Source organism: Microbacterium sp. 1262, from assembly GCF_040544895.1.
GTDB classification, from domain to species: Bacteria; Actinomycetota; Actinomycetes; order Actinomycetales; family Microbacteriaceae; genus Microbacterium; species Microbacterium plantarum.
Map to the genome: position 1 here is coordinate 2,898,566 of NZ_JBEPKU010000001.1, position 18,093 is coordinate 2,916,658.

Sequence of the window (18,093 nt, forward strand, 5' to 3'; positions counted from 1 at the left end):
GGGCATACCCGTATCCGTGCCTGGTTACTCTCTTTCGTAAGCGCCCGGAGTCCCGGCGCTCAAAGGAGGCTGACGATGTTCGAGAGATTCACGGATCGTGCCCGTCGCGTGGTCGTGCTCGCCCAAGAAGAGGCGAAGATGCTCAACCACAACTACATCGGGACCGAGCACATCCTCCTGGGTCTGATCCACGAGGGTGAAGGCGTCGCGGCCAAGGCCCTCGAGAGCCTGGGCATCTCGCTCGACGCGGTGCGCGAGCAGGTGCAGGACATCATCGGTCAGGGGCAGCAGCAGCCGACCGGTCACATCCCGTTCACGCCGCGCGCGAAGAAGGTCCTCGAGCTGTCACTGCGCGAAGCGCTGCAGCTCGGACACAACTACATCGGCACCGAGCACATCCTCCTCGGCCTCATCCGCGAGGGCGAGGGTGTGGCGGCTCAGGTGCTCGTCAAGCTCGGCGCCGACCTGAACAAGGTCCGCCAGCAGGTCATCCAGCTGCTCAGCGGCTACCAGGGCAAGGAGCCCGCCGGCGCGACCGTCGGCGCGGGCGAGCAGGCCCAGGCGCCGCAGGGCGGCTCGGCCGTACTCGACCAGTTCGGGCGCAATCTCACGCAGGCCGCGCGCGACAACAAGCTCGACCCGGTGATCGGCCGCGAGAAGGAGATCGAGCGGGTCATGCAGATCCTCTCGCGTCGCTCTAAGAACAACCCGGTCCTGATCGGCGAGCCCGGCGTCGGCAAGACCGCCGTCGTCGAGGGCCTGGCTCAGGCCATCGTCAAGGGCGATGTGCCCGAGACGCTCAAGGACAAGCAGGTCTACTCGCTCGACCTCGGATCGCTCATCGCCGGTTCCCGCTACCGAGGTGACTTCGAGGAGCGCCTGAAGAAGGTCACGAAGGAGATCCGCACGCGCGGTGACATCATCGTCTTCATCGACGAGATCCACTCGCTCGTCGGTGCCGGTGCGGCCGAAGGCGCGATCGACGCCGCGTCGATCCTCAAGCCGCTGCTCGCCCGCGGTGAGCTCCAGACGATCGGTGCCACGACGCTCGACGAGTACCGCAAGCACTTCGAGAAAGATGCCGCCCTCGAGCGCCGGTTCCAGCCGATCCAGGTCGGCGAGCCCAGCATCCCTCACGCGATCAACATCCTGAAGGGTCTGCGCGACCGCTACGAGGCGCACCACAAGGTGCAGATCACCGACGGCGCGCTCGTCGCCGCGGCGAACCTCGCCGACCGGTACGTCAGCGACCGCTTCCTGCCTGACAAGGCCATCGACCTGATCGACGAGGCCGGCGCCCGCCTGCGCCTGTCGATCCTGTCGTCGCCGCCGGAGCTGCGCGAGTTCGACGAGAAGATCGCCAAGGTCCGCGAGGACAAGGAGCGCGCGAGCGAGGAGCAGGACTTCGAGAAGGCCGCGTCGCTCCGCGACGAGGAGAAGTCGCTGCTCGCCGAGCGCCTGCGTCTCGAGAAGCAGTGGCGCTCGGGCGACGTCGCGTCGCACGCGGTGGTCGACGAAGGCCTCATCGCCGAAGTGCTCGCCCAGGCCACCGGCATCCCGGTGTTCAAGCTCACCGAGGAGGAGACCAGCCGTCTCGTCTTCATGGAGAAGGCGCTGCACCAGCGCGTCGTCGGACAGGAAGAGGCCATCGCGGCGCTCTCGCGCACGATCCGTCGTCAGCGTGCCGGTCTGAAGGACCCCAAGCGCCCCTCGGGCTCGTTCATCTTCGCTGGCCCCACCGGTGTCGGAAAGACCGAGCTGGCCAAGGCGCTCGCCGAGTTCCTGTTCGACGACGAGGGCGCGCTGATCTCCCTCGACATGTCGGAGTTCGGTGAGAAGCACACCGTCTCGCGTCTGTTCGGTGCCCCTCCCGGATTCGTCGGATTCGAAGAGGGCGGCCAGCTCACCGAGAAGGTGCGCCGCAAGCCGTTCTCGGTCGTGCTCTTCGACGAGATCGAGAAGGCCCACCCCGACATCTTCAACTCGCTGCTGCAGATCCTCGAAGAGGGTCGCCTGACCGACGGTCAGGGCCGCATCGTCGACTTCAAGAACACCGTGATCATCATGACGACGAACCTCGGTTCGTCGGCGATCGCCGGTGGTCCGGTCGGCTTCCAGGTCGAGGGCAACGCGCAGACGAGCTACGAGCGGATGAAGGGCAAGGTCGACGAAGAGCTCAAGCGGCACTTCAAGCCCGAGTTCCTCAACCGCGTCGACGACGTCATCGTCTTCCCGCAGCTGAACAAGGCCGAGCTTCGCCAGATCGTCGACCTGTTCACGAAGCGCCTGAGCGACCGGCTGCTCGACCGCGACATGACGGTCGAGCTGTCGGATGCCGCCAAGGACCGCCTCATCGAGATCGGGTTCGACCCGACGCTCGGCGCCCGGCCGCTGCGCCGTGCGATGCAGCGCGAGGTCGAGGACCAGCTCAGCGAGAAGATCCTGCACGGCGAGCTCAACGCGGGCGACCACGTGAAGGTCGACACCGAGGGCACGAAGTTCGTCTTCGAGACCGCTCCGCGTGAGGGCAAGGTCGCGGTCGGCGTCGGCGCTGCCGGCGAGATCGCCGCGACCCCCGACATCGCTGCGAGCGGCGACTGACTGGGATCGCGCGAGCGACGAGTCGTACGGAGGGGCGGATGCTGCGGCATCCGCCCCTCCGGCGTTTCCGGGGCCTGTCGGCGGGACACGCCGCACGACGCAGCCGGAGGGCTGTGGGCTGCTGCGGCGTGTGATCGGCGCGAAACACGACGGCTCTACGATCGGCGCGTGAGCAGCGAAGACGCGACGACGGCGCCCCGACCCGTCATCGGCTTGACGACCTACCTCGAGCGCGCGCAGCAGGGGGTGTGGGACGTGCGGGCGAGCTTCCTACCGCAGCAGTACTTCGACCGGGTCGCGTCCTCGGGCGGCGCGGCGGTGCTGCTGCCGCCGCAGCCCTCGCCCGGGCCCGCCGCCGACGTCGTGCTCGACCGGCTCGACGGGCTCGTGCTCACGGGCGGCCTCGACGTGCAGCCCGAGCTGTATGGGGCCGCGCGGCATCCTCTGACGGATCCGGCGCGGCCTGACCGCGACGACTGGGAGCTCGCTCTGCTGCGGGGTGCCCGCGAGCGCGGCATCCCGGTCCTCGGCATCTGCCGCGGATTGCAGCTCATCAACGTCGCCGCGGGGGGCACGCTCCATCAACACCTTCCGGACGTGCTGGGCACCGACCGGTACCAGCTCGGCGGCGGTGTCTTCGCGCGGAACGGGGTCTCGGTGTCGGCCGGCACGATGCTGTCCGAGCTCGTCGGCACGGGTTCGCTCACCGTGAGCAGCTACCACCACCAGGGCATCGACCGACTCGGCGACGACCTCGTGGTCTCGGCACGCAGCGGCGAGGGGCTGCCGCAGGCGATCGAGTCGCCGGGTTCGGACTTCCTCGTCGCCGTGCAGTGGCATCCCGAGGAGGAAGCCGCCGACCGACGGCTCTTCCTCAGCCTCGTCGCCGCCGCGACGGAGTACGCCGCACGCCGCTGATCCCGCCGGCATCCGTGGTCGGTCGGCGTCCGCCGGCGTGCCGGGATGCAAGCGATCGTGGCCGACACCCCGGAGATGGATGCCTCGACCCGGGGTGTCGCCGCTGAGCCCTTGCATCCGCGCACGGCGCGCGCAGCTCACCCGGCGGGTCAGGGCTCGATCGGGGCGACGTCGACCGAGACACGGAGGGTCGAGGTCTTCGCCTCGGTGAAGATGATGCCCTTGACGGGCGAGACGTCGCCGTAATCCCGGCCCCATGCGACAGTGACGTAGCGGTCGTTGGCCCACTGGTCGTTCGTCGGATCGATCGCGAGCCACTGGTCGGTGCCCGGGAGCCAGACCGCGAGCCACGCGTGCGAGGCGTCGGCGCCGAAGACCCGTTCCTTGCCGGGCGGTGGCTGCGTCGCGAGGTAGCCCGAGACGTAACGGGCCGCGACGCCGTGCGAGCGCAGGCACGCGAGGGCGACGTGGGCGAAGTCCTGGCAGACGCCGGCCCGCTTCTCGAGCGCATCGGCGACGGTGCTGGTGACGGTGGTCGCGGTGCTGTCGTAGTCGAAGTCGGTGTAGATGCGGTGCATCAGGTCGGTCGCGGCTTCGCCGATCGGGCGCCCCGGGGTGAGCGAGATCGCGCCGTAGGCGGCGGTGGCCTCCGACTGCGCGACCCGGGGCGAGGCCATCGCGAATTCCGCCGCGCGCCACGCTCCCTCCTGGTCGGGATGCCGCAGCGGCCGCGCCGTCTCCCAGGGAAGCGCGAGCGCAGCGGCGTCGTACTCGGGAGCGGTGACCGCGACCTCGCTCGACGCCTCGATCGACAGCGCCTCGTGCGCGTCGGTAACGTGGAAGTACGTCGACCAGTTGCCGAAGTAGTCGGAGTCGCGGCGCATGTCACCCGGGGCGGGGGAGACGACGACCTCCGCCTCGCGCACCCGCTGCCCGGGCAGCTCGCGAGGGATCAGGTGGAACTGCCCGACGCTGTCTTCGACGGGATCGCTGTAGGTGTAGGCGGTGCGATGCCAGACGCGGTACTGCTTCACGCGCGAGCCTCCATCAGTTCCTCGATGAGGGCGAGCGACGAGAGTGCCACCGGGGGCGGTCCGCTCTCGAAGTGCAGCTCGTCGATCGCGTCGCCCAGCTGTTCGAGCTGCGCCGTGAGGTCGTCGAGCAGCTCGGCGAGGGGCGAACGGATGCCGTCGACGGCATCCCCCAGTGCATCCGTGTCGATCGCACCGACGAGGTTCTCGAGGTCGTCGACCAGGCGCTCGGGGCGTGTCGACCCCGTCGACGCGGGGGCTGCGGCAAGGTGCGTGCGCAGCTCGGCGAGGCAGAACGCGAGCGAGCGAGGGTTGTCGGGGTCGCGCAGCAGCAGGTCGAGCACGTCGCCGAGGCGCACCGCGCCACGGAACCGGCGCCGGTGGGTGACGATGCTCTCCGACGCGGTGAGCAGCGCCTCGAGCACGGCCCGCTCGGTGCGAGCGTCGCGGCGGTCGACGACCACCCGCAAGATGTGGCACACCTGAAGCGCGCGCTCGAGGAAGCGTCCCGCCTCGATGAAGTGCCAGCCGGTGTCGCGCATCATGTTGGCGGTCACGCCCTGCAGCGACAGCACGACCGTGAGCATGCGTCCCGCCGACTCGGCCGTGCGGTGGGCGTGCGGCGACGCCCGCAGGGCGCGGGAGGCGCGTTCGATGCCGGCGAAGACGCGCCACGTGTCGCCGGACAGCTGGTCGCGGACACCGTCGAGCGCGTCGCGCAGTCGGCTGAGCGCGTGGGCGGTCGACCCGACCCGAGCCGCGTCGAGCAGCAGCGACCGGAAGTCGGCGTCAGCGGCATCCGGTCCGGGACCGGCGAGCCGGTGGATGGCGTCGCGCAGGACGCGGGCGCTCGTGTGGCTGGCGCGGCCGGCGCCCGCGAGGTCGAGCTGCTGCTGCGCCGTGAGCACGAGCCGCAGCAGGTCTTCGGCCCGTTCGGCGTATCGCCCCGACCAGAACATGTCGTCCAGGGCACGCGGTGCGATGCTCGGAGCACTGCGGCCGCCCGGGAGCGGACCGATCTCGACGAGGCCCTGGTCCGCGTCGCCCTCGGCGGCCTTCAGCACCCAGACGTCCTTCGTGGTCGGGGCTGCGTCGGGGCTCTCTCGCACCGTCGCGAGGCCACCCAGAAGCGGGCGATGGGCCGAGCCGTGGCGCAGGGTGAACGCACGGAAGATCAGAGCCCGGGCACGCGCGCCCTCGCCGGTCCAGACCGGGGCCTGCGAGAGGGGCAGCAGCTCCTGACCGACGTATCGGTGCGGGTTCGCCTCGATGCGGCCGGCGATGGCCGCGGCATCCAGCCCCGTGAGATCCCGGCGTGAGCCGTCGAGCGTACGCACGAGCACGGAGTCATCGCCCGTGCGGACGCGTTCGAGCACGACGGCGCGCGCCGCCTCGTCGCCGCACCACCACGTCGGGACCGCCGAGAGGCGGAGCTGTTCCCCGAGCAGGGCTTCGCACGCGGCCGGGAGGTAGGGCAGGAGCGCCGGGTTCTCGAGGACGCCCGCCCCGAGCCCGTTGACCAGTCGCACGGTTCCGCGGCGCACCGCCTCGGTGAGACCGGCGACGCCCAGGCGCGAGTCGGACCGCAGCTCGAGCGGGTCGCACCATTCCGCGTCGACGCGCCGCAGGATGACGTCGACCTGCTCGGTCGGTTCGCGGCGGGGCCACCCGGTGGGCTTCATCCACACCCGCCCCCCGCGCACGACGAGGTCGCTGCCCTGCACGAGCGACAGGCCCAGGCCCCGGGCGAGGAAGGCCTGGTCGAAGGCGGTCTCGGAGTGCGGCCCCGGCGTCAGGACGACCACGCGCGGCTCGGTGACGCCCTCGGGCGCCGACGCGGCGAGCGTCGCGTGCAGCGCCGAGAAGTAGGGCTCCATGCGGTGCGGATCGCTCTGCTGGTACAGGTCGGGCAGCACCTGCGAGATGACGCGGCGGTTCTCCATCGCGAACCCGAGCCCAGACGGGGCCTGCACGCGGTCGGCGAGCACCCGCCATTCGCCGTCGGCGTCGCGTCCGAGGTCGGTGCCCGACAGCAGCAGCGGATGCCGGTCGGCCGCGGTCGCTCGCGCGAGGGGGCGGAGGAATCCCGCGTGACCGAGCACCGCGGCGGCGGGGACGATCCCCGACGAGAGCAGGGTCTGCGGTCCGTAGAGGTCGGCGAGGACGGCGTTCAGCAGCTCGGCGCGCTGCGCGAGGCCCGTCTCGAGCGGGGCCCAGCTGGCCGCGTCGACGACGAGCGGAACGGGGTCGAGCTGCCAGGGCTGGGCGCCGCTGTCGGGCCGGACGTAGGTCACACCGTCGTCGGCGAGGAAGCGGGTGATCTCGCCCTCGACGCGCGAAAGTTCGGACGGCGTCAGGGCCAGCGCGAGGCCGGCGAGCGACTGCCACGCGGGGCGGAGGCCGCCGTCGGCATCGACCACCTCGTCGTACCGCGAGAGGTCGGCCGGGCCGTGGGGAAGCGACGACAGAGGCAGTGTCGGCTGGGACACTGCGGCGGCGTAATCACGGAGCACGCTCACGTCGGCACTCCAAGGCGGGAGGGATCTCGGGCTGAGGCAACCTTACCGGCGCGGACTATCGTTGAGGCGTGAGCTCAGACGACCCGGCCTTCGTCGTCCGCCCTGCGAAGGCGAGCGACGTCCGCGGCATCCGCGAGATGCTCGAGCCCTGGGTGCAGCGACGAATCCTGCTCGGCAAGGACCTCGTGGTGCTCTACGAGTCGGTGCAGGAGTTCGTCGTCGCCGAGGCCGACGGGCAGCTGGTCGGATGCGGCGCCCTCCACGTCATGTGGGAGGACCTCGGCGAGGTGCGCACCCTCATCGTCGTCGACGAGTGGCTGCACCGTGGGGTGGGCGGCGCCATCGTCGACCGGCTCGAGCAGGGCGCTCGTGAGCTCGGTCTCTCGCGCCTGTTCTGCCTCACCTTCGAGGTCGACTTCTTCGCACGGCGCGGGTTCGAGGCGATCGGCGAGCAGATCGTCGACGCCGATGTGTACTCGCAGCTGCTGCGAAGCCCCGACGAGGGCATCGCCGAGTTCCTCGACCTCGCGCACGTCAAGCCGAACACCCTGGGCAACACCCGGATGCTCAAGCACCTGTAGGCGTGCCGCCGGGGCGGCATCCGACCTGCGGCCTACCCTGGCTTCATGACCGACACGCCGCCCCGACGCCGTCATTCGCCCGCGGTCTACCGCCGGCGACGTCTCGTGCTGCTGCTCGTCGTGCTGGTGCTCATCGCCGCTGTCGTGCTCGCGTTCTGGCGACCGTGGGAGGGATCGGCAGCGGACAGCACTCCCGCTCCGGCTGGGTCGTCGGATGCCGGTGAGGCACCGGCGTCACCGCCCGCGGATCAGCCCACGCCCGCGGCATCCCCCAGTGCGCCGCAGCCGTCGTCGGACGCGACGCCGGCCGAGGTCGAGGCGTGCTCCGCTCGTTCGGTCCAGGTCTCGGCGGTCACCGACAAGGAGTCCTACGGAGCCGGCGAACTGCCGCAGCTGTCCATCTCGCTCACGAACTCCGGCTCGGCTCCCTGCCTGCTCAATGTGGGCACGGCGACGCAGAAGCTCACGGTCGCGAGCGGACCCGACGTCTGGTGGCGTTCGACGGACTGCCAGAGCGAGTCGAGCGATCAGGTCGTGCAGATCGACCCCGGCCAGACGGTGTCGAGCGTGACTCCGATCACCTGGGACCGCACCCGCTCGTCGGTCGACACGTGCGACGCGGAGCGCCCGGCAGCGCCCGCGGGCTACTTCAACCTGGCGGTCGAGATCGGTGGGCTCGCGGCGCAACAGGAACGACAGTTCGTGCTGCGCTGACGCGTTCACCGACGTGAGACTTTTCTCACCGGAGAGAGGGCGACAGGTGGCGAGCTCGGCCGTAACCTGGATGCAGTTCCCCGAGGACCCCCGCTGTCCCCAGCAGCGAGTAGTCGCGAAACCCCCCAGAATCTCGACGACGGATCCCCACCTCGGGTGAGCGATGGGCCCTCTCGATTTCCTCAGTCCCCAATGAAGAGTTCGAGAGGGCCCCTTCTCTCTCTCTAGGCTGAGGTGATGGCTGGAAAGAAGCGCGGCGCGAAGAAGCCGCTGCCCGAGTTCCGCAACCCGCAGCTCGCAGACGCCCTGCAGACGCAAGACATGGCTGCCCTCGCATTCGCGTTGCGGCACGGTCCGACGGTGGTGCCGCTCATGCGACCCGGGAACCGTGACGATCCGCGCGACGTCGGTGAGATCTGGACGTATCGCGATCCGAACACCGGCGATGTCGCGCTGCTGCTGTTCAGCGATGCGGCGCACAAGCCGGCGGCGCTTCCCGCCCACGTGGCGTTGCAGTCGCCCGGGGGCCTGCGCGCCTTCCTCGGCGTGCACGAGGCCGAGATCAGCACCGTGTTCTTCGACATCGCCGGCCCGCACCCGATGCAGGCTGCCCCCCAGGACGTAATCGCCGCCCTCGACGCCTAACCTCGGGCTCCTGGTTTGGGCTCGGGCTGGGGCTGGGGCTGGGGCTCCGAGTTTGGGTTGGCAGTTGGTGCCCCCTCGGCGCGTGGATGGGGGCGTGAACTGCCAGGTGAGTCGGGGTGGGTTGGGGCTCCGAGTTTGGGTTGGCAGTTGGTGCCCCCTCATCCCTGGGGTGGGGGCGTGAACTGCCAGGTGAGTCCAGGTGAGTCGGGGTGGGTTGGTCAGAAGCCGGCGTCGACGGCGGATGCTGCGGGCTGGCGCACCTGTAGATCGCGCATGGCTCCGCCGATGGTGCGGGATGAGGCATCCACCACGGCGGTATAGCCCATGCGCTTCGCTTCGGACTGTCGCTGGCTCGACTGCGTGACCGGCCGGATCTCCCCGGCGAGGCTGAGCTCGCCGAAGGCCGCCACCTGTCGCGACACGGCCCTGCCGCCGACGGCGCCCGCGATGGCGATGGCGATGGCGAGGTCTGCGGCAGGCTCGACGAGGCGTACACCTCCCACGGTGGAGACGTAGACGTCCTGGTCGCTCGTGACGGCGACGCCGCGCTTCTCGAGCACGGCGAGGATCATCGCGACGCGGGCGCTGTCGACACCGCTGACGACACGGCGGGGGTTGGGTGCCCCGGTCTTGAGCGTCAGCGCCTGAACTTCTACCGGCAGGGCGCGACGCCCCTCGAGCGCGATCGTGACGCACGTGCCCGGCACGGGGTCGCCGTGCCCGAGGAACAGGGCACTCGGATCGGGCACCTCCGCGATGCCGTCGCCCGTCATGTCGAAGCATCCGACCTCATCCGTCGGCCCGAAGCGGTTCTTCAGCGCTCGGACGAACCGGAGCGAGGTCTGGCGGTCGCCTTCGAACTGGCAGACGACGTCGACGAGGTGCTCGAGCACCCGGGGGCCGGCGATCGACCCGTCCTTCGTGACGTGTCCGACGATGAGGACGGGGAGGTCACGCTCCTTCGCGACGCGGATGAGCGTCGACGCGACCTCTCGCACCTGGCTCGGCTGGCCCGCGACCCCGTCGGACAGCGACGACGACACCGTCTGCACCGAGTCGACGATGAGGAGGTCGGGGCGCACCTCGTCGACGTGACCCAGCACCGTGGCGAGGTCGGTCTCGCTCGCGAGGTAGAGGGCGTCGTGCAGCGCGCCGGTGCGCTCGGCCCGCAGGCGGACCTGGCCGAGCGATTCCTCCGCGCTGACGTACAGCACTCGCCGACCCGAGCGGGCGGACTGTGCGGCGACCTCGAGGAGCAGGGTCGACTTGCCGACGCCGGGCTCGCCCGACAGCAGGATCGCCGCGCCGGGGACGACGCCACCGCCGAGCACGCGGTCGAACTCGCCGACGCCGCTCGAACGTCGAGGCGCCTCGGTCGTGTCGATCTCGGTGATCGGACGAGCAGCGCGGGCAGCGCCGGGGCTCACCGCCGTCACGGTCGACGTGATGCCGGTCTGCGTCGCCGCCTCGACGACCGTGCCCCATTGCTGGCATTCACCGCAGCGGCCGACCCATTTGGCCGTCGTCCACCCGCATTCTGTGCACTTGAAGGCCGAGGTGGCGGCGGGACGTCGAGAGGCCATGCGTCCAGGGTAGGCGCGACCTCCGACATCCCTCGGTCACCGGCCCCTCGCGAGCCTCGCCCCGATACAACTGTCGGACCGGCGGTGCGGATGTCGTCTTCCCGGGGCTCCGGGACGACACCAGCACCGCCGGTCCGACGGATGTATCGGCGTACCGACTGATCAGCCGCGCAGGGAGGTCGCGACCTCGCTGAGCGCCGCTGCCGAGTGCTGGAACAGCTCGAGCTCGCGCTCGGAGAACTCGATCTCCCGCACGGGGAACGCGCCCCGGCGGTTGACGACCGACGGCACGGACAGCGCCATGCCGTCGACTCCGTGGAAGTCGCGCAGCACTGTGGAGACGGGCAGCACGGCATCCTCGTCACGCAGGATCGCCTCGACGATGCGCGCGCTCGAGAGGCCGATGGCGTAGTTCGTCGCGCCCTTGCCCTGGATCACCTTGTAAGCGGCGTCGCGGACGTCGATGGCGATCTGGTCGAGCTCCTCCTTCGTGAACTTGGGCTGACCGTCGAGCGGCACCCAGTCGAGGATCGGCACCGTGCCGATGGTGGCGTGCGACCACAGCGGGAACTCGGTGTCGCCGTGCTCGCCGACGATGTACGCGTGCACGCTCGAGATCGAGACGCCGGCGCGACGCGCGATCTTCCAGCGCAGGCGCGAGGTGTCGAGCACGGTGCCCGAGGCGAAGATGCGCTCGGGCGGCAGGTCGGTGGCCTCGTGCGCCAGGACGGTGAGCACGTCGCAGGGGTTGGTCACGATGACGAAGGTCGCGTTGGGGGCGACGTCGAGCAGCTGCGGCATCATCGAGGCGATGATGCCCGCGTTCACGCCCGCCAGCTCGGTGCGCGTCTGCCCGGGCTTCTGCTTCGCGCCCGCGGTGATGACGACGACGTGCGAGCCCTCGGCGACCGAGATGTCGGACCCGCCGATGATGTCGCTCGAACCCGTGAACTGTGCCCCGTGCGCGAGGTCGAGCACCTCTGCCTCGGTCTTCTCGGTCGCGATGTCGTAGAGGGCCACGTGACGGGCCGATCCCCGGATGAGGGCCGCGTAGGCCACGCTGGATCCGACGGCGCCCGCGCCGACGACGGTGAGTTTGGAGTTCTCGATCGCGCTCATGATCTCAGTCTGGCAGGGGCGAATGAGAGTCGCTACCGGCCCCCTCGCTGCCCCGCGTGCGGGTCGCTCGCGTTGAGTGCGCGCACGACGTCGGCGTAGTCGCCGCGTGCTTCGCCGTGGCGCAGGAACTCGACGCGCTCGACGAGCACCTCGCGCACGTCGGCATCCCGCTCGAGGATCGACATCACCTCGTCGACGAACTCGTCGAGCGGCTGCGCCTGCGGGTTCTCGGCGTGACCGGGCATGAGGTCGGTCTGCACGGCCGGCGGCACGAGCTCCACGATCGACACCGGCGATCCTGCGTACTGCAGGCGCAGTGATTCGCTCAGCATGTGGATCCCGGCCTTCGTCGCGTTGTAGCTGGGGGTGGCGGCGAGCGGAGCGAAGGCCAGGCCCGACGAGACGGTCATGATCGTGGCGGCGGGGCGTGTCAGCAGGTGCTCGATGAACGCGCCGATGAGCCGGATCGGTCCCAGCAGGTTCGTGGTGACGGTGCGTTCGGCGCTGTCGACGAAGCCCGCGGGAGAGGTCCAGTCCTCGGCGTTCATGATGCCCGCCATCGTGACGAGCACGTCGAGATCGGGATGCCGTTCCAGAACCTCGGCGGCGGCGCGTTCGATGGATGCGGCATCCGATGTGTCGATCTCGAGGCCGTCGATGCCCGGGTGCGACGAGCGTAGGTCGTTGATGAGCTCGCGACGGCGCCCGCCGACGATGACCGTGTTGCCGCGCTCGGCGAGGGCGATGGCGAGCGCCCGGCCGATGCCGCTCGTCGCGCCGGGGATGAAGATGGTGCGTCCGGTGATGTCCATGCCCCGACTCTCGTCGCGGCATCCTGATGCATCCAGGCACGCCCGAACGGGGGAGCGGCGGTCCCTGGCTCGGGCGGGTCGCCGCGTTCACAATGGATGCGTGGACCGTGCCGCTCTCGCCCGATTCCTCCGCGCGCGCCGCGAGCGACTGCGTCCGGAGGATGTCGGGCTGCCGTCCGGAGAGCGCCGCCGTGTGGCGGGGCTCCGACGCGAGGAGGTGGCGCAGCTCGCCCTGATGAGCGCCGACTACTACACGCGCCTCGAGCAGGAGCGCGGGCCGCAGCCGAGCCTGCAGATGCTCGCCTCGCTCACGCGGGCGCTGCGGCTTTCGCGTTCCGAGCGCGACCACCTGCACCGCCTCGCTGGGCACACGCCGCCCGAGCGTTCCGGAGCCGCCGATCACGTCGCGCCGGCGCTGCAGCGGGTGCTCGATCGGCTCGACGACATCCCGGCGCTCGTGATCACCGAGCTCGACGAGACTCTCGCGCAGAACGATCTCGCGCGGGCTCTGTTCGGCGCGCGTGAACGGCGCATCGGACCCGAACGCAGCGGTGCCTGGTGCTGGTTCGTGCATCCCATCAGCGAGCGGGCGGTGTACCCGGCATCCGATCACGACCGGCAGAGCCGGGCCATCGTGGCGAACCTGCGCGCCGTCGCGGGCCGGGGTGGCGCAGGGTCGCGGGCCGCGCGTCTGGTCGATGACCTGCGCGAGCGGAGCGCCGAGTTCGCGCGGCTCTGGGACCTCGAGGAGGTCGCCGAGCGCTTCGCCGATCACAAGGTCGTCGTGCATCCGGCCGTCGGCGAGATCGAGGTCGACTGCCAGGTGCTGTTCACGGAGGACCGCTCACAAGCCCTCCTCACCCTCACCCCGGAGCCCGGGTCGGAAGCGGCGGAGAAGCTGCGGATGCTGTCGGTGCTCGGGCCGCTCGCGGCGGAGCGCTCGCCGGCCTGAGCGTCAGTCAGCCGCGGACGGGGTTGCTGCAGCTGAGGGTGCGCTGTTCCGGATGCCGGTGAAGGCGATGAGTCCGCCCGCGGCCATGAGCGCGGCGGTGACGATCGCTGCTCGGTGGAATCCGTCGAGGTCGAGCGCGCCGCCCACGATGGGTGCGAGGAAGGCGATGACCACGAGGCCCGCGACCCGCGCGACGGCGTTGTTGACCGCCGAGGCGATGCCCGAGCGCTCGGAGTCGATCGCGCCGAGGATCGTCGAGGTCAGCGGCGAGACGGTCACGCCGAGCCCGAGCCCGAACACGACGAGGCCGGGCAGCACCTGCCACCAGTAGTCGAAGCGCTCGCCGACGAGCAGCAGCATCAGTGCGCCGCCGGCCATGACGAGCGGGCCGACGGTCATGAACAGGCGTCCGCCGAGGCGTTCCGCGAGCGAGCCGGCCCACGGGCTCAGAACGATGAGCAGCACCGTCGTCGGCAGGCTCGCGAGGCCTGCCAGCGTCGCGCTGAGGCCGGCGCCCTCTTGCAGGTAAACGCCGACGACGAAGCCGTTGAGCGAAAGGGCGGCGTAGACGAACAGCGTCGCGAGGTTGCCGGTCCAGTAGTTGCGCGCCCGGAAGAGCCCGAGGGGCAGGATCGGATGCCGCGACGTGCGCTGCCGCAGCAGGAAGGCCGCGAACATCACGGCGCCGCCGGCCAGCGGCATCCAGATCGCGGGGGAGGCCCAGCCGAGGTTCGGCTGCTCGATCAGTGCGAAGACCATGCCGCCCAAGCCCGCCGTGCACAGGACCGCGCCGAACCAGTCGATGCCCGCATCGGCTCGGCGTTCGTCGTGCACGGGGAGTCGTGCGACGAGCCACAGCGTGACGGCCACCGGCAGGACGTTGATGAGGAACGCGTAGCGCCAGGACAGCAGGTCGACGAAGAGACCGCCGAGCAGCGGCCCGACGAGCGAGGCACCGGTCGTGAAGGCCGTCCACAGGCCGATGGCGCGAGAGCGCTCGTGGCCCTGGAGGAGCGATGTGATGAGGGCGAGCGAGCTCGGCACGAGGAAGGCGCCCGCCGCGCCCTGGACGGCGCGCGCGGCGATCAGGAAGACCGGATCCTGCGCGAGTCCCACCGCGACCGAGGCGACACCGAAGCCGACCAGCCCGATGCGCAGCACGAGGAGGCGCCCGTAGGCGTCGCTCACGGAGCCCGCGAGCAGGATCAGCGACGACAGCGTCAGCAGGTACGCGTCGACCGCCCACTGCTGCGTCGCGAGACCGCCGCCGAGCTCGCGTTCGATCGCGGGGAGCGCGACGTTCACGATCGTGCTGTCGAGGAACGCGACGGATGACGCGAGCGACGCGATCGCGACGATGAGAGCTGTCTGCGGGGCCGATGATCGCGTCACAGACACACGCTACGCCCGGCCGGGGACGCCGTGGTTCGCAGCATCGCCTCGGATGTCGTAAGCTGGTCGGCGGTGACGTGTCCGAGCGGCCGAAGGTGCAACTCTCGAAAAGTTGTGTAGGGTAACCCCCTACCGTGGGTTCAAATCCCACCGTCACCGCCATGAAAACCCCCGGTTACCCGGGGGTTTTCTGCATGTGTGGGGCGTGTGTGGTGCGGTCTTGGTGCGGATCTGGGTCGTGCTGTCAGCCGCGGTTCTGCGGCGAGCCCGGCCATGGCTGCGGCGGGTATCGCTTGTAGTAACGCTTCCAGGCGAACACGTTCGCAGCACCTGCGAGAGCTACCCACAGCCCCAGGAGTACCCAGGGCAACGGGGCGCCGGGCTCGCCGAGCGCATGTAGCAGCAACAGTCCCGCCACGGGGTAGCAGAGAACGCCCGCGATCATGAGCTGGTGGTTTCGCCGACGAGCTGCAGGATCCGTCGGTGGCTGAGGTGTTTCCATAGTTCGATGCGCCTCCGAACCCATCATCGGGGTAGGGCCGCGACCGTGCATAGGCTCGGCGGCCAGCGCGGCACTGACTGTCGGAATGCTCGTCTCGTGGGCGTTCGCTGCCTTCGGGTCGCTGACGAGATCGACGACGAGCTCCGGCAGCGCGCTCGAGAGGGCCTGCTGTTGCAGCATCCCACTGTGGAGGCGCTCAACACGCTGGGAACCCTGGAGCTAGAGGATGAGGCGCGACGACTGCGACGCCTGAACTCGTCTGGCGGAGTCGATCCGTGCGGGCACGCGCGTCGAAACTGGGCAGGCGATTCCAACTCCTGATTGCGGCATTCCTGCTGGTCGTGGTCCTCGGACTTGTTCGTATGATCTGGGCGATTGCTCTGGGGCAGGAGTTCTGGTCAGGGCTGATCGGCGGCGTCGGTGGAGGGGCGGTTCTCTTCGTCATCCTTTCCTCCCTGCACCGACGCCAAACTCGCGACGAGCCGCCTGCGGGAGGCTGAACCGATCCGGCTAGGGTCAGGTACACCCGCAGCACCAGCTGCGACCGGGGCTTCTGCGTTCGCGCTGGCGAGCCTTGGCCGAGGAATTCTCATCCGTTTGGGCGATTCGCTTCTTCGACTGCGCTCATAGGCTGGCCATGCCTTGAGGAGGGTGGCATGACCGACGTTTCCGTGCATTTCGACACGCTTCGCTCGTCGGCAACCACGATCGGTGCGGCGGGCCGCGCTGTGAGGAACTCCGGCGAGCTCGGATACGTCAGCGAGAGCGTGATCGGGTCGAACGAGGTCGCGTCTGTTCTGCAGGATGTCGCTACCGAGCACAGCATTCGCGCGGCGGTCGCGAGCGAGACGTTGGTGACCGTTGGTCGGCGCCCGGAGGCATCGGCGAACGAGTTCACTCAGCTCGACGGAGTCATGGCGTACTGATGGTCGACCGGAATGACCCTGGCGCCGGCGACCCTTCCGCGATGGCTGCCATGGCCGACGACTGGGGAGAGCGGGCAGAGAGCATCCGTTCGTCGCAGACGAGCGTTCGTTCCGCAGCGGAGGCGGCATCCGGTTCGTGGTCGGGCGAAGCTCACGATGCTTTCCAGCGCCAGGTGGCGGCGGTGGAGCCCGATCTGCTGGTGCTGGCGACGGGCATGAGCGCCGCGGCCGGTGCGCTGAGGGGATATGCGGAGGTGGTTCGCGCGATCAAGGACGAGCAGGACTCGCTCGCCCGGCGCCGCGCTGTTGTCGCGGATGAGCGCGAGGAGCTCCGTGGCCAGCTGCGGGTTGCGCGGGCGGAGTCGTCGAACAATTACGTCTCGTTTCCCGAGCCTGTTGCTCGCGCTCGTGCGTTGGAGATCGAGCTCGGCGACGCCCGGGATGCTCTCGACGCCGTGGAGGCGGAATGGGATGCGCTGTGCGAGAGGCGTGCCGCGGCCGACGACGCGCTGATGTCCGCGCTGTCATCCCGAGACGTTCGAGGCGCGCTGGGAGTGTTCGCTCGCGGGGGTGCTGCGGCTATCCCACGCGGCGGGCTGCTGACGCTGGTCGCGTCGCTGTCGGAGGCGGACCTTCGGGCGCTCGTCGCCGTGCACCCGGAAGTCCTCGACCTGATCCGCAGTGTCCCTCCGGCGGAGGTCGCGACCTGGTGGGGCGCGCTCGTCGACGGAACCCGGACCCTGCTGGTGAACGGTATCCCCGAGTTGATCGGAACCCTCGGTGGCATCCCGGCTGTCGTTCGCGAAGCGGCGAATCGTCTCGTGGCCGCGGCGAATCTGGAGGGCCTCCTGCGGGAGCGAACCCTGCTCACCGGTGAGGGGCCGCCGATCCTTAGCCCTCTCTCCAGGCTGGCCGACCCGTGGTTGTTGAGGCAGATCATCCACCAGTTCAACGAGCAGCAGTACGTTGATCGCCTTGCCGCTCTTGACTCCGAGATCGCCTACCTCGAGCGCGTGGTGGCAGGAGACGTGTCGCTCTACCACTACGACCGGGACCGGCAGCAGATCATCGAGATGTTCGGTGACGTCGGGAAAGCGGATGTCATCATGAGTTTCATGCCCGGGACCAACACGACGATGGAGAGCTTCTACTCCTCCACTGGTGAGGAAGGGATCACCGCGCTCACCGAGCTGGTTGTTGACGAGGGGCCCATCGGGGTTGATGTCGCCGGATTCGTTCTGAAGCAGGGATTCTTCCCCCACCTCGCGCCCGAGACAATTGTCACGCAGGGACCACAGGTGAACTTCTGGGCGCTTCCTCTCGGCAGTCGGTACGCAGCTTTCGAGAACGAGCTCGACGTCGTCGTGGGCGACACGCCGTTGATGTCGCTAGAGCACTCCTTCGGGACCGCCATCGGCGGTGCGGCGGAATCTGCGGGCGCCGATTTTCAGGCACGCGTGCTGCTAGGTGGGATCGGGATGCTGGAGGGTTGGGAAGCCCGCGACGGCACTGAGTACTACGCCATTCAAGGCCCCCATGACGTCAACCGTTATCTCGACGGCGTGCAAGTCGGCCCGCTGGGGTATGCCATCGCCCCATCGCATGAGAATGGCATCACTGAGCTCGATTCCGGGATAACCGCGGGGGATCCCATCGAACAACATAACTGGCTATTGTCAACAGACGCGCAGCTCAATCCGCGCACGCGCCGTGAGGTCAACCGAATCTTGTACGAGCTAACACGATGAGCCGCCGTCGGGCCGTCGGAGTTGCCCTCGGGATCCTGACAGCGCTGCTC

Annotated in this window: 15 protein-coding genes and 1 tRNA gene; 9 read left to right on the plus strand and 7 right to left on the minus strand. The window is 69.6% G+C overall.

The genetic code is table 11. The features are described from left to right. The first annotated feature begins 75 nt into the window (after positions 1 to 75). Both ABIC53_RS13855 and ABIC53_RS13860 read left to right on the plus strand, forming a co-directional pair. Positions 76 to 2,601 carry an ATP-dependent Clp protease ATP-binding subunit gene (locus ABIC53_RS13855; protein WP_112617660.1) on the plus strand — a complete coding sequence of 842 codons (2,526 nt, stop codon included), beginning with the start codon at positions 76 to 78 and terminating at the stop codon, positions 2,599 to 2,601. 168 nt (positions 2,602 to 2,769) lie between these two features. After that, positions 2,770 to 3,519 carry a gamma-glutamyl-gamma-aminobutyrate hydrolase family protein gene (locus tag ABIC53_RS13860; protein ID WP_354451909.1) on the plus strand — a complete coding sequence of 250 codons (750 nt, stop codon included), beginning with the start codon at positions 2,770 to 2,772 and terminating at the stop codon, positions 3,517 to 3,519. A gap of 149 nt (positions 3,520 to 3,668) precedes the next feature. Here the strand turns inward: ABIC53_RS13860 and ABIC53_RS13865 are convergent, their stop codons facing one another. Continuing rightward, positions 3,669 to 4,553 carry a transglutaminase family protein gene (locus ABIC53_RS13865; protein ID WP_354451911.1) on the minus strand — a complete coding sequence of 295 codons (885 nt, stop codon included), beginning with the start codon at positions 4,551 to 4,553 and terminating at the stop codon, positions 3,669 to 3,671. Then, the gene (locus ABIC53_RS13870) at positions 4,550 to 7,069 is read right to left on the minus strand and encodes a circularly permuted type 2 ATP-grasp protein (RefSeq protein WP_354451913.1); all 2,520 of its coding nucleotides are present in this window, start codon (positions 7,067 to 7,069) and stop codon (positions 4,550 to 4,552) included. The genes ABIC53_RS13865 and ABIC53_RS13870 overlap by 4 nt, the downstream gene beginning before the upstream one ends. Positions 7,070 to 7,137: 68 nt before the next feature. On the opposite strand from ABIC53_RS13870, the gene ABIC53_RS13875 reads away from it, so the two are divergent. From ABIC53_RS13875 to ABIC53_RS13885, 3 genes are all read left to right on the plus strand, one after another. Further along, a complete protein-coding gene (locus ABIC53_RS13875; RefSeq protein WP_354451915.1) occupies positions 7,138 to 7,650 on the plus strand; it encodes an amino-acid N-acetyltransferase in 513 nt (170 codons plus the stop codon). Positions 7,651 to 7,695: 45 nt separating this feature from the next. Next, entirely contained in the window at positions 7,696 to 8,364 is a 669-nt protein-coding gene (locus tag ABIC53_RS13880; protein ID WP_282501638.1) for a hypothetical protein, read from the plus strand. Positions 8,365 to 8,601: 237 nt separating this feature from the next. After that, the gene (locus ABIC53_RS13885) at positions 8,602 to 9,009 is read left to right on the plus strand and encodes a dehydrogenase (RefSeq protein ID WP_323986785.1); all 408 of its coding nucleotides are present in this window, start codon (positions 8,602 to 8,604) and stop codon (positions 9,007 to 9,009) included. 218 nt (positions 9,010 to 9,227) lie between these two features. Here ABIC53_RS13885 and radA read toward each other — a convergent pair whose 3' ends face one another. From radA to ABIC53_RS13900, 3 genes are all read right to left on the minus strand, one after another. After that, positions 9,228 to 10,592: a DNA repair protein RadA gene (radA, locus tag ABIC53_RS13890; RefSeq protein ID WP_323986784.1), complete on the minus strand. Its 1,365-nt coding sequence runs from the start codon at positions 10,590 to 10,592 to the stop codon at positions 9,228 to 9,230. 162 nt (positions 10,593 to 10,754) lie between these two features. Then, complete coding sequence (locus ABIC53_RS13895) at positions 10,755 to 11,711, minus strand: L-lactate dehydrogenase (protein ID WP_114588768.1); 957 nt, start codon at positions 11,709 to 11,711, stop codon at positions 10,755 to 10,757. A gap of 32 nt (positions 11,712 to 11,743) precedes the next feature. Then, the gene (locus ABIC53_RS13900) at positions 11,744 to 12,523 is read right to left on the minus strand and encodes an SDR family oxidoreductase (RefSeq protein WP_282501635.1); all 780 of its coding nucleotides are present in this window, start codon (positions 12,521 to 12,523) and stop codon (positions 11,744 to 11,746) included. A 100-nt stretch (positions 12,524 to 12,623) separates the two neighbouring features. Between ABIC53_RS13900 and ABIC53_RS13905 the strand changes: the two genes are divergently transcribed. After that, on the plus strand, positions 12,624 to 13,475 hold the full coding sequence (locus ABIC53_RS13905; protein ID WP_282501633.1) for a helix-turn-helix transcriptional regulator: 852 nt from the start codon (positions 12,624 to 12,626) through the stop codon (positions 13,473 to 13,475). Positions 13,476 to 13,478: 3 nt separating this feature from the next. Here ABIC53_RS13905 and ABIC53_RS13910 read toward each other — a convergent pair whose 3' ends face one another. Further along, entirely contained in the window at positions 13,479 to 14,867 is a 1,389-nt protein-coding gene (locus ABIC53_RS13910) for an MFS transporter (RefSeq protein ID WP_282501631.1), read from the minus strand. Positions 14,868 to 14,938: 71 nt separating this feature from the next. On the opposite strand from ABIC53_RS13910, the gene ABIC53_RS13915 reads away from it, so the two are divergent. Further along, positions 14,939 to 15,029 (plus strand) — tRNA-Ser (locus ABIC53_RS13915). A gap of 82 nt (positions 15,030 to 15,111) precedes the next feature. Here the strand turns inward: ABIC53_RS13915 and ABIC53_RS13920 are convergent. Then, on the minus strand, positions 15,112 to 15,549 hold the full coding sequence (locus ABIC53_RS13920) for a hypothetical protein (RefSeq protein ID WP_323986727.1): 438 nt from the start codon (positions 15,547 to 15,549) through the stop codon (positions 15,112 to 15,114). A 476-nt stretch (positions 15,550 to 16,025) separates the two neighbouring features. On the opposite strand from ABIC53_RS13920, the gene ABIC53_RS13925 reads away from it, so the two are divergent. Both ABIC53_RS13925 and ABIC53_RS13930 read left to right on the plus strand, forming a co-directional pair. Further along, positions 16,026 to 16,295 carry a hypothetical protein gene (locus tag ABIC53_RS13925; RefSeq protein WP_282501629.1) on the plus strand — a complete coding sequence of 90 codons (270 nt, stop codon included), beginning with the start codon at positions 16,026 to 16,028 and terminating at the stop codon, positions 16,293 to 16,295. After that, positions 16,295 to 18,043 (plus strand): WXG100 family type VII secretion target, encoded by a 1,749-nt coding sequence (locus tag ABIC53_RS13930; protein WP_447660256.1) that lies wholly within the window; start codon positions 16,295 to 16,297, stop codon positions 18,041 to 18,043. Before ABIC53_RS13925 ends, ABIC53_RS13930 begins: the two co-directional genes overlap by 1 nt. Positions 18,044 to 18,093: the final 50 nt, after the last annotated feature.